Origin of the sequence: Photobacterium sp. GB-1 (assembly GCF_003026165.1) — a bacterium.
Lineage (GTDB): Bacteria > Pseudomonadota > Gammaproteobacteria > Enterobacterales > Vibrionaceae > Photobacterium.
Genome location: NZ_PYOB01000002.1, coordinates 27,083 through 42,733 on the forward strand (window position 1 = coordinate 27,083; position 15,651 = coordinate 42,733).

General features: G+C 38.6%; 11 protein-coding genes. 10 read left to right on the forward strand and 1 reads right to left on the reverse strand.

The window, feature by feature from the left end:
• Positions 1 to 69 precede the first annotated feature (69 nt).
• The 5 genes from C9J45_RS02810 to budA all read left to right on the forward strand — a co-directional run bounded on the left by C9J45_RS02810 (position 70) and on the right by budA (position 7,231).
• The gene (locus tag C9J45_RS02810; protein WP_107292123.1) at positions 70 to 1,263 is read left to right on the forward strand and encodes a VWA domain-containing protein; all 1,194 of its coding nucleotides are present in this window, start codon (positions 70 to 72) and stop codon (positions 1,261 to 1,263) included.
• The gene (locus C9J45_RS02815) at positions 1,260 to 2,726 is read left to right on the forward strand and encodes a lytic transglycosylase F (RefSeq protein WP_107206327.1); all 1,467 of its coding nucleotides are present in this window, start codon (positions 1,260 to 1,262) and stop codon (positions 2,724 to 2,726) included. Before C9J45_RS02810 ends, C9J45_RS02815 begins: the two co-directional genes overlap by 4 nt.
• Before the next feature lie 675 nt (positions 2,727 to 3,401).
• A complete protein-coding gene (locus C9J45_RS02820; RefSeq protein ID WP_105059977.1) occupies positions 3,402 to 4,592 on the forward strand; it encodes a NupC/NupG family nucleoside CNT transporter in 1,191 nt (396 codons plus the stop codon).
• Positions 4,593 to 4,834: 242 nt separating this feature from the next.
• Positions 4,835 to 6,499, forward strand: coding sequence for an acetolactate synthase AlsS (alsS, locus tag C9J45_RS02825; protein ID WP_107206326.1), 1,665 nt, complete (start codon positions 4,835 to 4,837; stop codon positions 6,497 to 6,499).
• Between the two features lie 12 nt (positions 6,500 to 6,511).
• Complete coding sequence (budA, locus tag C9J45_RS02830) at positions 6,512 to 7,231, forward strand: acetolactate decarboxylase (protein ID WP_107292124.1); 720 nt, start codon at positions 6,512 to 6,514, stop codon at positions 7,229 to 7,231.
• Positions 7,232 to 7,460: 229 nt separating this feature from the next.
• Here budA and C9J45_RS02835 read toward each other — a convergent pair whose 3' ends face one another.
• Positions 7,461 to 9,140 carry an alkaline phosphatase gene (locus C9J45_RS02835; protein WP_107292125.1) on the reverse strand — a complete coding sequence of 560 codons (1,680 nt, stop codon included), beginning with the start codon at positions 9,138 to 9,140 and terminating at the stop codon, positions 7,461 to 7,463.
• A 456-nt stretch (positions 9,141 to 9,596) separates the two neighbouring features.
• On the opposite strand from C9J45_RS02835, the gene C9J45_RS02840 reads away from it, so the two are divergent.
• The 5 genes from C9J45_RS02840 to C9J45_RS02860 all read left to right on the forward strand — a co-directional run bounded on the left by C9J45_RS02840 (position 9,597) and on the right by C9J45_RS02860 (position 15,619).
• A complete protein-coding gene (locus C9J45_RS02840; protein WP_107206323.1) occupies positions 9,597 to 10,823 on the forward strand; it encodes an NAD(P)/FAD-dependent oxidoreductase in 1,227 nt (408 codons plus the stop codon).
• Between the two features lie 144 nt (positions 10,824 to 10,967).
• Entirely contained in the window at positions 10,968 to 11,573 is a 606-nt protein-coding gene (gene gfa, locus C9J45_RS02845) for an S-(hydroxymethyl)glutathione synthase (RefSeq protein ID WP_107206322.1), read from the forward strand.
• A 176-nt stretch (positions 11,574 to 11,749) separates the two neighbouring features.
• Positions 11,750 to 12,319: an S-(hydroxymethyl)glutathione synthase gene (gfa, locus tag C9J45_RS02850; protein ID WP_105059970.1), complete on the forward strand. Its 570-nt coding sequence runs from the start codon at positions 11,750 to 11,752 to the stop codon at positions 12,317 to 12,319.
• A 618-nt stretch (positions 12,320 to 12,937) separates the two neighbouring features.
• The gene (locus C9J45_RS02855; RefSeq protein ID WP_107206321.1) at positions 12,938 to 14,068 is read left to right on the forward strand and encodes an S-(hydroxymethyl)glutathione dehydrogenase/class III alcohol dehydrogenase; all 1,131 of its coding nucleotides are present in this window, start codon (positions 12,938 to 12,940) and stop codon (positions 14,066 to 14,068) included.
• Between the two features lie 306 nt (positions 14,069 to 14,374).
• Positions 14,375 to 15,619 (forward strand): dicarboxylate/amino acid:cation symporter, encoded by a 1,245-nt coding sequence (locus tag C9J45_RS02860; RefSeq protein WP_107292126.1) that lies wholly within the window; start codon positions 14,375 to 14,377, stop codon positions 15,617 to 15,619.
• Positions 15,620 to 15,651 lie beyond the last annotated feature (32 nt).

A 15,651-nucleotide genomic window follows, 5' to 3' on the forward strand; every position in this document is an offset into this window, starting at 1 on the left:
CATACTTAGAGAATTAGTTTTTAGTGTACGCTGACATTTAGCACTTAATATATTGATATGCGAGATATTATGCTGATACGACTATTAATGCTCAGTTTTCTTCTGGTGGTCTCTATTCCTACCTACAGTAGCAGTGATAAAAAGCCACCAGCACTCGTATTGCCTGAGATTTTACAACCAGAACAAACAAATAATAATAACACGCCCATACCTTTTACTCGTACAGGCCCCACAATTCAAGTCGCGATCTTACTCGATGCTAGTGGTTCTATGGGAGGATTAATTAATCAGGCAAGAGAGCAGATCTGGTCAATCATTAATGCCATCGCAACAGCCAATAAACATGATCGCCCTGTTACTTTACAAGTTGCATTGTTTGAATATGGTGTTGAACATCAATCAAAATATGATGGTTATTTACGTTTACTCTCACCACTCACCTCAGATCTTGACCAATTTTCAGAAGCACTATTTGCAATAAAGATTGGAGGGAGTAAAGAATATGCGCCACAAGTAATTCAAGAGGCAACAAACCGTTTACAGTGGAGCCCCCATCAAGACGATCTTCGTTTAATCATCATTGCAGGTAATGAAGAGTTTCAACAAGGTGATATTCCGATTAGCCATGCTATTCCTCTAGCAGTCAGTAAAGATATCATCATCAACACCTTATATTGTGGCCCCCATTTAAAAGGTCGTAAATTACAGTGGGCAACACCTGCACTGCTGAGTCATGGCAAATATTTGAATATCGACCATAAGAAGAAAGCCCCCCATATTGAGACCCCTTACGACGATGATATCATCCAACTGGGCCGTAAAATTAATGACACTTACATCGGTTATGGTACAAAAGGGGCAAGTAAGAAAAGCCAGCAAATCGCTCAAGATATGAATGCATCAAGCCTTTCTAAATCTAGTAGCACAGAGCGCAGTATTGCCAAAGCAGGAAAGCAGTATAAAACACAAGATTGGGATTTGATTTCGCTTGCCCAACAAAATTTAGAACAAGGTGTAGCGTTCGCGAAAAAAGATCAACAGCACTATCATGGATTAAATGAGCAACAAATCACCGAAAAGCTTAAACAACAAATCGCACAAAGAGTACAGCTGCAACAACAGATATCAACGTTAGAGCAAAAACGAAAACACTTCATAAAACAATCGAAAAATGAGAACACAAAGGCTAAGGATGATTTGGGAAATGCGATTATTTTAACCATACAGGATCAAGCTAAATCAAAAGGCTTTAGTTTCCTATGAACGTTCGACTAAAAAGGCTGTTATTACCTTTATGGGTATATCTGGCTTTACTCTTTACTTCCAGCACTACTTTAGGCTTAGCACTGTCCCCGCTCACAGGCCCAACTTACACTGGCGATCTTAGCGTCCTTGAAAAAAAAAGGGTGCTAAGAGTATTAGTTTCGGCTGACTTAGGTTTTTACTATATTGAAGATGGTCTTCCAAAAGGCATTATCGCTGAATTACTTCACCACTTTGAGTTAGATATTCATAAAACTTATCCAAAACTCAATATTCAAGTGATCCCTGTACATCGAGATCAACTCATCAAGTTCTTAATTACTGGATATGGTGATCTTGCCGTCGCTAATTTAACCATTACTGAACAGCGCAAAAAGCAAGTCGCCTTTAGTGAGCCTGTACTTACCAATATTTCAGAAGTTATTATTAATAATATTGATTCACCTGAAATTACAAAAATAGAGCAACTCAGCGATCAAGATATCTGGGTAAGAAAAAGTTCGAGCTACTATCAAAGCCTACTTGAAGTCAATAATCGTCTATTACTCCAACGCCTAGCGCCAATGAAGATCCATTTTTTAGAAGAAACACTACAAGATTATGAGTTGTTGGAAATGGTTAATCTCGGGTTGATGAATATGACCGTTTTAGATGATCATAAGATGAAAATATGGAACAAGATATTACCAAAATTACGCATGAATTCTGCTTTCGTTTTAAGGAAAAACGGTGAAATAGCCTGGGCAATGAGAAAAGATAGCCCTAAATTAATGAAATTAGTTAATAGGTATATTGAACAAATAAAATCAGGGTCATTATTAGGAAATGTTATTTATAACAAGTATTTAAATAATCAAGGCTGGATAACAAACCTATTGAACCATAGTAATATGGATAAAATGGAAAAACTTTCTGATCTGTTTTTTAAATATTCTACGGAATATGATTTTGATTATTTAATGATGATGGCTCAGGGTTTCCAAGAATCAGGGCTTAATCAGCATAAAGTCTCCAATAAAGGTGCCGTTGGCATCATGCAAGTACTACCAAGTACAGCAAGAGATCGATATATAAATATTCCTAACATTTATATAGCAAGTAATAATGTTCATGCGGGTATAAAGTATATGCGCTATATCCAAAATAATTACTTAGATGATAGCAGTCTAACCTATGATAATAGAATGTATATGACACTCGCCTCTTATAATGCAGGACCTGGCAATATTAGAAAAATGCGACGTTATGCAAAGGAAAAAGGCTATAACCCTGATATATGGTTTAATAATGTTGAAATTATTACCAGGAGATATATAGGCAAACAACCTGTTGTCTACGTTACAAATATAAATCGTTATTACATTGTCTATAAACAATTAATGCGTTTAAAAAAATACCGCCAGAAAGGTGTCCGACCTTTTGTTCCACCTTACCGGTTTAATGTCCCTACCATTCTTGAGTAAGTATACTTACTTACGTTGAGCCGCCTTTCGTTTAGACGATCAACGTAAGTTAGCCATACATGCATTACTTAGCCTTTAAGCTTTTATTCAATCTTGTTTCATTACGCTGATCGTGTCGATGGAAGTACCATAGCTTACGATTTTTAGAGGATTTTTTCATCGTTTCTATTCCACTAAATTATCACGAATATAATATTTCATTTTGTAAGACAAATGAACATTAAGTGCAGCATTGAATCATATTTAAAAAATTCTGAAATTTATTTATCTAAAATATTATTTTCCATATTTATTAAACATAATAAAAAATAACATTTGATATACACAGAGACTACAATTGCCTATTTAATCATCGTGTTTTTACCGATTGGACTACTGCGATATTCCAAAACCACTAAAAAGTATTTTTCAATCATATTACAGGTGAGATTCAGTTCACAGTTATGCTCATTTGGCATGTTGATGATACAGTTATATGAGCGTATAACGACAACCCAGTAATGACAGGGCTCTTTCGAACTGCAATCGTTTGCCGCAATCGTCATTGATCTAAGCACGTAATAGTGACAGAAAATTACGCGACCAAAAAGTGAGACTTAAGTCACTTTTAGAGAGAAAGAAATATTTAAACATAAGTATATATCTTGATAAGAATCACACTGAGAGCAACCAAACATGGTCTATCTACATTTCGTTTTAGGGTTAATCGTTATCGCAGCCCTAGCACTTGTTGCAAGTAATAACCGTAAAAACATCAAGTACAGATATATTATTCAGCTACTGCTTATTGAAATGGGATTAGCCTACTTCTTGCTTAACTCCTCAATGGGTACAGGGATCGTTAAAGAGTTTGCTGATGGATTTAATGGATTACTCAATTTTGCCGCAGAAGGGACAAATTTCGTCTTTGGTAACCTATCTAACAATGATGGCTTTAACTTTTTCTTAAGTGTTCTAATGCCAATCGTATTCATTTCAGCACTGATTGGTATTCTTCAGCACATCAAAGTTTTGCCATATGTCATAAAAGGCCTTGGATATTTATTATCAAAAGTTAATGGCATGGGTAAACTTGAATCCTTTAACGCTATTAGTGCCTTAATGGTCGGTCAATCTGAAAACTTCATCACCTATAAAGATATTCTCGGTAGAATGTCTGAGCGTCGCATGTACACGTTAGCGGCAACAGCCATGTCAACCGTATCGATGTCTATTGTCGGTTCTTACATGAAGCTAATCGATCCTAAATACGTCGTGGCTGCCTTGTTTCTAAACATGTTTAGTACCTTCATTATTCTCTCTATCATTAACCCATATGACCACGAAGCAGAGATGAATATTGATGAGATGATGGCGGCTGAAAGTGGTGAGAAACTGACGTTCTTTGAAATGTTAGGAGAATATATTCTTACTGGTTTTAAAGTCGCGGTTATTGTAGCGGCAATGCTGATTGGTTTTATCGCGCTAATTTCAATGATTAATGCCGGCTTTGATGCTGCATTCGGTATTAGCTTCCAAGATGTTATTGGCTACGCTTTCTATCCATTTGCATGGATCATGGGTATCCCTGCTCATGAAGCCCTACAAGCAGGTAGTATTATGGCAACCAAGCTTGTTGCTAACGAATTTGTAGCAATGCTGTCACTACAAAAACAAGTAAGTGAATTAACACCGCACACCGTAGGTATTGTTTCTATCTTCCTTGTGTCATTCGCTAACTTTAGCTCTATCGGTATTATTGCTGGTGCTGTAAAAGGGGTGAACGAAGAAAAAGGTAATATGGTGGCACGTTTTGGTTTACGTTTGCTTTACGGTTCAACGCTCGTTAGTTTTCTATCAGCGTTAATTGCAGGCATCATGATTTAATCGTTGTCATTGCCATTCCTCCCTTAAAATGCCGGTCTTTTCTAATATGAAGGCTGGCATTTTTATTACATCGTAAATTCCCCCTCCCCTTATTTATCTGTAAATTGAGAATTTAACTTTCATTTTCAGTTATTTGATTTGTATGATGAATGTATAGAATTGTGCCACTCATCACATAAAATTCGAATTCACGAACAATGTCCTGAGCCTATTAACTTAATAAATATAATTTTGAGGCTTATATGTCGGATAAAACCGTCTCTGGTGCTGAACTGGTTGTTGAAACTTTAAATGCACATAACATTCCACACATTTTTGGTATTCCAGGTGCAAAGGTGGATGCTGTTTTCGATGCTGTTTGTGATAACGGACCAGAAATCATTATTTGTCATCATGAACAAAATGCAGCGTTTATGGCAGCAGCAACAGGGCGTTTAACGGGTAAAGCAGGCATTTGTTTAGCGACCTCTGGCCCGGGCGCATCAAACCTTGTCACAGGCGTTGCAACAGCGAACAGTGAAGGTGATCCTGTGGTTGCTCTTGCAGGTGCTGTACCGCTTTCGATGTATTCTCACAATACTCACCAATCCATGGATACCCGTTCACTGTTTACTCCTATCACCAAGTTTTCAGCAGAAGTGATGGATAGCGGCTCGGTATCTGATGTTGTACATAAAGCTTTTCGTATTGCAGAGCAACCTACCCAAGGTGCTAGCTTTGTTAGTCTACCGCAAGATATTCTAACTAATCGTATTCCTTACCAACCAGTACAACAGCCTAATCCAATTTTGTTCGGTGGTGCGCACCCACAAGCTATTCGTCAGGCTGCTGATCGCATTAATGCTGCAAAAAATCCGGTGTTATTACTGGGTATGGATGCAAGCCAGCCTTTTGTTACTGATGCCATTCGCCAACTACTCAAACAAACACCAATTGCCGTTGTGAATACGTTTGCCGCAGCTGGGGTTATTTCTCATGATTTATACAACTGCTTTTTAGGTCGAGTGGGCTTATTTAAAAACCAACCCGGTGATATTGCGTTAAACAGCGCAGACTTAATCATCACCATTGGTTATAGCCCCATTGAATACGATCCGATTCTTTGGAATAAAGATGCAAATACCCCAATTATTCATATTGGTTATCAACAAGCAGATTTAGAAATTAGCTATAACCCTGTTTGTGAAGTTGTGGGTGACTTAGCGGTGTCTGTTACGTCTATTGCTTCTGAATTAGATAAGCGAGAATCCTTAGAAAGTAACCAACAAATCCAATTATTACGCCACGATTTACAACATATTATGCAGATGGGGATAAATAAAACCTCATCAAACGGCGTTCACCCACTTCGTTTTGTTCATGATTTACGTCGCTTTGTCAGTGACGACACCACTGTATGTTGTGATGTAGGCTCAATCTATATTTGGATGGCACGTTACTTCCACAGCTTTGAACCTCGTCGTTTATTGTTCAGTAATGGTCAACAAACATTGGGCGTCGCTTTACCTTGGGCAATTGCAGCTTCCCTTCTTCACCCTAATGAAAAAGTCATTTCCATGTCTGGTGATGGTGGCTTCCTATTCTCATCAATGGAATTAGCCACGGCCGTGCGTCATAAATGTAATATCGTTCACTTTGTTTGGACTGATCACAGTTATGACATGGTTAAGATCCAACAGCTTAAAAAGTATGGTCGAGAGAGTGCTGTCAGCTTTATAGGTCCTGATATTGTTAAGTACGCAGAAAGCTTCGGCGCACATGGTTTAGCGATCAATACTGCCGATGATATTGAGCCTGTTATGCGAAAAGCTATGAGCTTAAGTGGCCCAGTACTGGTTAACGTCAATGTTGATTATAGCGATAACAGTCGCCTACTTGATCAACTTCATCCATGCCAACAAGATTAATAGGAGCATCACATGAGTGCTGAAACACATAACAAAGCGTTCTACCAAACCTCAATGATGAGTGCATTAATTGCAGGCTTATATCAAGGTGATTTCACAATTGGTCAGTTATTAGATCATGGTAACTTTGGCATTGGTACCTTTAACGATCTTGACGGTGAAATGATTGTAATGGGTGATGACGTTTACCAACTTACAAGCACAGGCGATGTTCATCTTGTTGATCACGATATCACCACACCATTTGCTTCGGTTGTTAACTTTGAGTCAAAAGCAAAACTGAGTTTAATTGAACTAAGTAAAAAAGAATTTGAAACGTGCTTAGAGCAAGATCTACTCGCTCACAACGCGATTAATGCCATCCGTTTAACAGGTAAGTTCTCGTATGTTAAAACACGTACAGTGCCGGCTCAGCACCGCCCTTATCCACCTATGGTTGAAGTTGTTAAACATCAACCTATTGCTGAAATGACGCATGTTTCAGGTGTGATGATTGGTTTTAAAATACCAGACTATATGATTGGTATTAATGTGCCGGGGTTCCACTTTCACTTTATTAGTGATGATCGTACTCAAGGTGGTCATGTGAGTGACTTTATTCTCACAGAAGGTAATGTTGAAGTTGAAATATTTAAAGATTTCCACCTTCGTATGCCCGCCTCACAAGAATTTGATCGCGCAGATCTTCACCCTGAAGATCTGCAAACTGCGATCCATGTAACTGAGAAATAAACATTGAAAAGATTAGGCATTTCTTAATGACAAAAGGAGCGTTTATTAACGCTCCTTTTCTTTTATCTCTTATTTTTCATACAGCCTAAAGTCACTCTGATCAAATACCCATGTTTGCGCAGGATTGCCAGGTAATGAAACGGTAATTTCTTTATTAGTAAATAAAATAACCTGACTCATTCACCAAACGGCAATTCATCAGGTTATTCATTGTTAATTATAAATAGGTTTAGCTGACCATTAATCCATTTTGGGTCACCAGCTTCTGAGTGTCTACTTGGTACTCTTTCTCTTTTACCGTCGAAACAAAGTGCCACGTTGAAAGCACTTGCTGATGATCAAGATCTAAACGAATAAAACCACGTTGTTTTAAATTAACCCATTGAAGTTCTGAAACTAATTGGGGTAGGATAAATTCCATCTGCCCAATAGTTTGCAAATCTAACCCTAAATATTTTTCTAATCCGGGAGAGGTCACCGAGCTTGTTGCAAACTCAATCCCCACCCCATTTCCTTTATGATCACTTAATTCACTACACCAAGCATTGTGGCTATCGCCTGCTAGCGTGATAAGTTGTTTATTTAACGTTGTCGTCATGCCGTATAACCATTCACGCTCCATATAAAACCCGTCCCAAGCATCTAAATTATATGGAAGTAAATATGGGTCTGAACTTGGATCAGATAAATAGGTATTAATTGCATTCTGTACCGCGATCATCGCAGCTGACTTGTTTGCATCACTTGCCTGAAATAATTGAAACAGCCCCATCATGACACTACTTGGCATTTCAATCTTACCCATTAACACTTGTTGGCCTAACAATGACCATTTTGCCGTATTCGTTGTCATACGCTCACTGAGCCATTGCTTTTGATCATTGCCGAGTAATTTGCGTTCAGGAGCGCGTGCCTGTTGAATTAACCCAGAGATAGATTCAATCGATGTATCAGCCAGTGAAAAGTAGTCAAGCGGTTCATCACGCGCGACAACGCGGGTATCTAACATATATAAGTCAAACAAATCACCAAAGCTAAAGTCTCGATAGGTGATCATAGAAGAAACAGGATTTTCTCTAACAGGTAACCATTCTAGCCAAGCTAGAGCAGCTGCAGCTCGACGTTGAGCAAAGTCACCTTCTTGCTGTTGATGATTCTCAGCCCCTTCTCGCCATGTATCATTGGCTATTTCATGATCATCCCAAATAGCGATCATTGGTAATGCCGCATGTAACGCTTGAAGATCACTGTCGCTACGGTATTGCGCATAACGTTTGCGATAATCATCTAAAGTAAGGCATTCAGACTCTTTACTTGGAATGCGATTTAAACGTTGTGCATCTTCAGTGGCATACTGCCCAGCCCCATATTCATAAATATAATCGCCTAAATGTAGTACTGCATTGATAGGTGACATTTGGTGCTGCTTAACTATTTCTCGATACACATTAAAGTAACCAGCAGGAAAATTAGAACATGACACGACAGCAATAGACGCTTTATCTAATTCACCTTCTGCTAAAGTTTGAGTCTGCCCTATAGGACTTAACGTATCATTGGCTTCAAAACGATAATAATAATGTTGATTAGGTTGTAGACCGTTAACATCTACCTTTACTGTAAAATCTTTTACGCTATCGGTCGTCACCTCGCCTGACGCAACAATCTGCATAAATTTCTCATCAGTCGCAACTTGCCATTGAACGTCAATTGAGCGTGCTTCTGTCGTAATACGCGTCCAAATAATAACGGCATGTTGTAAAGGATCACCACTCGCAACGCCGTGATTAAAGCCAACCTTAATTTTCGATTTTTGTAGCTGTTGATCATTACTATTACATCCTGTAAGCGAAGTAACCATCGCTGCTGATGATAGCGCTTTTACAAATCCTCGACGTGATAACGACATACCTATTCCTTTAAATATAATAACTGGTCAAACCAGAAGGAATATCGCATGTCTTTATGACGTTTTTATTTGAGTGGGATGTAATTTTTATTAACAAAACACTCAGAATGTGTAAAACAGCAACAAAAGATACCATTAAGGTATCTAATTATTACCTGTCAGTAAAAGTAATTTGACGTTTATGATCATTGTTATCTTATCTGAAATAAATATAATAACTTCCATCGAAGAAAAGTACGGTTTTGAAAAAAAAATCCTGCTTTAGCTCACAAAACTTGAATTTTGGTGAATTTCATTGTCTTATATCAAAGAAATTGATCTTATAAATGATAGAGCATGCCATTCCATATAGGCATGCTCACAAAAAATAGAGTAGCAACGGATTAGCTCATTAATTTAATGATGGTCAAACCATCCCCTGTGGAATGAAGCCCGGGGTGCCTTTGAGGAATTCGTATGTCACGAATCGTTATTGTAGGTGGCGGTGCCGCAGGCTTAGAGTTATCAACTCTATTAGCAAAAACCGTACGTAAAGAAGATGAAATTATTCTTGTAGAACCAGAAACGCATCACTTCTGGAAACCTCGCTTGCATGAAATTGCAGCAGGTACTTTTGATAGCGACTTAGATACAGTTTGTTATTTCACCCATGGTGCACGTCATGGCTATCAACATTACCAAGCCGCGATGACAGATATTGATCGTGATAATAAAATGCTTTCTGTTCGTCGTCCTGATGGTACAGAAGCGGCTTTAAAATACGATTACCTTGTTATTGCGATTGGTGCGGTAAGTAATGACTTTAATACCACTGGTGCAAAAGATCATTGCTTATTCCTAGATTCAGCAAGCCAAGCGCGTCAAGCATGGCATCAAGTTAGCCAGATCCTTCGTGCAAGTGAAGATCGCTCAGTAAATATTGTTGGCGCTGGCGCGACTGGTGTTGAGCTTGCAGCAGAGCTTGCTCGTGTTAGCCACAAACTTCAACGCTATAATGGTGCCCCACTGCATATCAACTTGATTGAAGCTGCAGGTCGTGTATTACCAAATAGCCCTGAAAAAATGTCAGAAAAAGTACAAAAAGAGCTTGAGCGTAATAACGTAAATGTTCTTCTTGATACACGTATTCGTGAAGTCACTGAAAAAGGTATGCTAACAGTTGATAACCGTGAGTTAGATGCTGACGTACAGTTCTGGGCTGCGGGTGTTAAAGCACCGGATTGGCTAAACGGTATTGGCGGTTTAAGTTATAACCGTATGAACCAAATTCAGGTGAATGCTAATTTAACAACAACCGTTGATGACAGCATCTTCTCTTTAGGTGATTGTGCATCAATCCCTCAGGCTGATGGCAGCTTTGTTCCACCTAAAGCACAAGCGGCTAACCGTGCAGCAGTACACCTAGCGAAAAGCTTAGGCGGTATGCTACGTGGTAAACCATTGACTGACTTCGAATTTAAAGATGGCGGTATGGTTGTTGCTGTTGGTCACCATTTTGCAGTCGGTTCATTTGCACCAGGCTCAAAGATGGAAGGTAAAATGGTACTACAAGGTCGCTTGATCCGTCGTTTATACGATACGATCTTCCGCCTGCACCAACGTACAGTGACAGGTATGTTCACCGTTTCACGTTTAATGATTGCTAAACGTCTAAAAGCGGTATTTAAGCCAAACGGTATTTAATCTGTAAATTGCCTTCTACTATGACGGTCAATATAACGACTATATTGACCGTTATTAATCTCTCTGAATTAAATTATAAATATCCAACATCTTACTATTTTCGTAAATAGTGAATCCGTACACCAAAATTAAATAAGTCTAATAATGCTAAATCTATTCGCTAAAATTTTTAATCGTAAAAACAAACCGACTATTATTAATATCCACCCTGCTGTTAATCGTGGTATTAATCCAACTAATAACACGTTAAATGGCGGTAAATTACAGTGTCATTGCCGACATAATAAAGTTGTTGTTAATTTAGAGTCACAAACAGCGCATAACCATATTTGTGGTTGTTCTAAATGTTGGAAACCTAAAGACGCGCTATTTTCACAAGTTGCTGTTATTCCTCGCGACAAAGTAACAGTAACAGCAAATGCAGATAAACTAAAAGTTGTTGATGACGCTGCTGTGATTAAGCGTTTTGCGTGTAAAGACTGTGGTGTTCATATGTATGGCCGTATTAAAGATACTAACCACCCATTCTACGGCTTAGATTTTGTCCATACTGAACTATCGCCAACACAAGGCTGGTCTGCACCAACATTTGCTGCTTTTGTTTCTTCAATCATTGAAACGGGCACAGATTTAAAAGACATGGCTGCTATCCGTGCTCGCATTGAAGAACTAGGTATGGAATCTTACGATTGCCTATCTCCAGACTTAATGGATGCCATTGCTACTCATATTGCACAGCAAAACAAGTAATAATTTAATTTTATTGTTTCTAATCAGTAATAATCATTTACTGTAAAACAGATTGTTTAAATCTAATTAAACTTTAGAATACTTCTATTCGCTAATTAATATTTAATTAACGAATAGAAAACTAAAAATAACACTCTAACTCTACATTTAATTATAAATAATATAAGAGCATCTTTATGTCTATTAAATTACACCCATCAATTGATAATGGCTTTATTGCAACTAAAGAAAACTTTGTTGGTGGCGTATTAAGCTGTAAATGTGACACAAATACAGTTCGAGTTAAACTTTCTGGTCAAACAGCACATAACCACGCTTGTGGTTGTTCTAAATGCTGGAAGCCTGAAGGCGCAGTTTTCTCTCAAATCGCTGTTATTTCTCGTGACAACGTTGAAGTGATTGCAAATGCAGACAAACTCGTTGTCGTTGACCAAAATGCAGCAATCAAACGTCACGCTTGTAAAGAATGTGGTGTTCACATGTACGGCCGTATCGAAGATACTAACCACCCATTCCACGGTTTAGACTTTGTTCACACTGAACTATCAACTGACGAAGGTTGGTCTGCTCCTGAATTTGCAGCATTTGTTTCTTCTATCATCGAAACGGGTACTGATCCAAAAGATATGGATGCAATCCGTGCGCGTCTAAACGAACTAGGCCTTAAGCCATACGATTGCCTATCTCCAGCACTAATGGATGCTATCGCAACTCACGTTTACGCACAAAACCATAAAAGTGCATAAGCGATAAAATAAATCCAATAACGTTTAAAGCACATGTAAACCATTCGGGTTGCATGTGCTTTTTTATTTACGTTAAATAAAATACATGAATGACACAATACTGCATTATTGCCGTCTTCCACACGATAACAATCACACCTATTGTTTTTTTAAATCCCATCCCAAACAGCAACTTCATAACGTTTTTAAAATAAACCGCTCTCCCATAGCGACAAATAACACTTATACCTTTTACTCATTCAACCTAATCACGCTGTTCAAGCACACTCAATAAACCCACTCTTAAAAGTCAAAATAAACTATAAAATCAGCAAGATACACTTTTCCTCTTGAGTGTTTATAACATTAAAAATGGAATACCTGAAAATTCCTTTAAAACATAAGCTACAATAGCGTATAGTTCTTTACTAATATTTAAAGTTAATTTTATGCTTTTAACGGAAATGATAATTTTTACTATTACTATTTGGTAATAATCATTTTCCATATCAAGGGATTATCATTTGCTAAGAAATAAATATAATAGTTCCATCAAGACGACATGAGTAATATCGTTTAATTGTCGTATTTTAATAATAATTATCGCCAATCAAGTTGGCTTAACAGAGTGATTTAACGATGACTGATAAATTTATCAAATCAAAAGCTGCGATTGCATGGGGTCCAAAACAACCACTTTCAATTGAAGAAGTAGATGTAATGTTACCTCGTGCAGGTGAAGTTCTCGTTCGCATCGTAGCAACAGGCGTATGTCACACTGATGCTTTCACACTATCAGGTGATGATCCAGAAGGTATCTTCCCTGCAATTCTTGGTCACGAAGGTGGTGGTATTGTTGAAATGGTTGGTGAAGGCGTTACCGATCTTCAAGTAGGCGACCACGTTATTCCACTTTACACTGCAGAATGTGGCAAGTGTAAATACTGTCTATCTGGCAAAACAAACCTATGTCAAGCAGTACGTGAGACACAAGGTAAAGGTCTAATGCCAGACGGTACAACACGTTTCTATAAAGATGGTCAACCTATCTTCCACTACATGGGTTGTTCAACATTCTCTGAATACACTGTTCTTCCTGAGATTTCACTAGCGAAAATCAACAAAGAAGCACCGCTAGAAGAAGTATGTCTACTAGGTTGTGGTGTTACTACAGGTATGGGTGCGGTACTTAATACAGCGAAAGTTGAAGAAGGTAGCACTGTTGCTGTATTCGGCCTTGGTGGTATCGGTCTAGCAGCTATCATTGGTGCAACAATGGCTAAAGCAAGCCGCATCATTGCTATCGACATCAACGAAGACAAGTTCGACCTTGCTCGTAAACTAGGTGCAACTGAGTGTGTTAACCCTACTAAGTTCGATAAGCCTATCCAAGAAGTGATCGTTGAGATGACTGACGGTGGTGTTGATTACTCTTTCGAATGTATCGGTAACGTAAACGTGATGCGTTCTGCGCTTGAGTGCTGTCACAAAGGCTGGGGTGAGTCTGTAATCATCGGTGTTGCAGGTGCAGGTCAAGAGATCTCAACTCGTCCATTCCAACTAGTAACAGGTCGCGTATGGCGTGGTTCTGCATTCGGTGGTGTTAAAGGCCGTTCAGAACTTCCAGGTATCGTAGATCGTTACATGGCAGGTGAGTTCCAGTTAGATGACTTCATCTCATTCAACATGGGCCTAGACAAGATCAACGAAGCATTCGATCTGCTGCACGAAGGTAAGAGCATTCGTACTATCATTCACTTTGATAAGTAATTTTCCTCTTATTTAAGCTACATCCTGTCTTCGTAACGACTACTGTCTGTTACGAAGACAGGCGAGATTTTATCTCACACCTTTGTTCAAAACCTGCTACGGATCAGCACTTCCTCTTTTAGCGAAAGTAATAATAAACCAAATTTTTCTGTCAGTCGTAAAGACAACCGACTTATCGTTAATTGAGAATTGGCATTTGCCACGCTCTGGTACTCTGTGTCAGAGCGCTTTTTCTTATAAAAAATTATAACAACGCTCATTTTTATTTTTTAATTTTATTCTCAACGAACGTTACAAGAGACTCTCATGCATCGCCGTTTATTAAAATCATTACCATTTCAATTACTTATTGCTGGCTTGTTAGCATGGGCGTTAGCAACACTGCTACCACTATCGTCAGGGTTTGAAACAAGCACAACCTTCAAGCTCCTTATGTTATTAAAAACCACTTATATTGGTTTACTAAAAATGCTTGTTGGTGCCGTAGTGCTATTTTCATTGCTACGTGGTATCACCAGTATCGGCTCAATAATTCGATTAAAAGAGCTTGGTTTAAAAACAGTTTCGTTTTATGCCTTTACTTCAACGCTTGCAATTGCATTAGCCTTAGGTGTTTCACTGTCACTGCCTAAATGGCCACAATTAGTCGATACTTCAAAAGTTCATGTTAGCAGCCATGTTCAATTAATCGATCAAACCTCCGCCTCCGGTGGCGCTATTGTTAAAAAGCTATTTAACATGGCATTGGTAAACCCTTTTCAAGCAATGGCAACAACTAACTTATTAGCGATTGTTGTATTTGCGCTATTACTTGGCATTGCATTGCTGGCAAGCTTACCGGAAAAGCACCCTGTATTTGAGGTTATCGATGGACTCAATACTGCCGTTAACCGTGTGGTATCGTGGATCATCAAACTAGCACCACTGGCTGTATTTGCGATTGTTTTCCAATTTACTCTTCAAAGCGGTAATGCCATTTTTGGTGAACTCGCCCGCTTTGCGTTACTGGTATTTACTCTAACCTTTATTCACGGTGGTTTTGTCTTACCTATCATCGCAAAAGTCGTGACAGGTATTAAGTTCAAAGACTTATTTAGAGCGCTATCAGCACCAATGGCCATGGCATTTGCAACATCATCAAGTTCAGCAACGCTACCACTTTCAATGCAAACAGCGGAAGAAGAGCTTAACATTTCACAATCAACCAGCAGTATGGTATTGCCGCTTGGCTCTATTATGAATATGGATGGTACAGCCCTTTTTGAAGGCGTAGCAGCTATCTTCCTAGCACAGCTTTACGGTATCGACTTAGGTACTGGTGGTCTAATCATGATTTTCATCATGGCAATGGTCTCTTCTATTGGCGCACCAGGTATGCCGTCAGGTTCTATGTCAGGTATGCAGTTAGTCATGCTGGCTGTCGGTATCCCTTTAGAGGCAATCGCAATTTTATTGGTTATTGAACGTCCGTTAGATACCTTTAGAACAGCCGTTAACGTTGAAGGTGATTTGATTGCAGCACTTGTTGTTGATAAATGGCAAAATAAGTAACCTTAACTTAAGCATGGAAATGCATCATAATT

What these genes read in the sequence shown, in the direction of transcription:
- gfa (WP_105059970.1), top strand. Translation starts at nt 11,750, where the DNA reads ATGTCTATTAAATTACACCCATCAATTGATAATGGCTTTATTGCAACT.
- alsS (WP_107206326.1), top strand. Translation starts at nt 4,835, where the DNA reads ATGTCGGATAAAACCGTCTCTGGTGCTGAACTGGTTGTTGAAACTTTA.
- C9J45_RS02820 (WP_105059977.1), top strand. Translation starts at nt 3,402, where the DNA reads ATGGTCTATCTACATTTCGTTTTAGGGTTAATCGTTATCGCAGCCCTA.
- budA (WP_107292124.1), top strand. Translation starts at nt 6,512, where the DNA reads ATGAGTGCTGAAACACATAACAAAGCGTTCTACCAAACCTCAATGATG.
- C9J45_RS02855 (WP_107206321.1), top strand. Translation starts at nt 12,938, where the DNA reads ATGACTGATAAATTTATCAAATCAAAAGCTGCGATTGCATGGGGTCCA.
- C9J45_RS02860 (WP_107292126.1), top strand. Translation starts at nt 14,375, where the DNA reads ATGCATCGCCGTTTATTAAAATCATTACCATTTCAATTACTTATTGCT.
- C9J45_RS02835 (WP_107292125.1), bottom strand. Translation starts at nt 9,140, where the DNA reads ATGTCGTTATCACGTCGAGGATTTGTAAAAGCGCTATCATCAGCAGCG.
- C9J45_RS02840 (WP_107206323.1), top strand. Translation starts at nt 9,597, where the DNA reads ATGTCACGAATCGTTATTGTAGGTGGCGGTGCCGCAGGCTTAGAGTTA.
- C9J45_RS02810 (WP_107292123.1), top strand. Translation starts at nt 70, where the DNA reads ATGCTGATACGACTATTAATGCTCAGTTTTCTTCTGGTGGTCTCTATT.
- gfa (WP_107206322.1), top strand. Translation starts at nt 10,968, where the DNA reads ATGCTAAATCTATTCGCTAAAATTTTTAATCGTAAAAACAAACCGACT.
- C9J45_RS02815 (WP_107206327.1), top strand. Translation starts at nt 1,260, where the DNA reads ATGAACGTTCGACTAAAAAGGCTGTTATTACCTTTATGGGTATATCTG.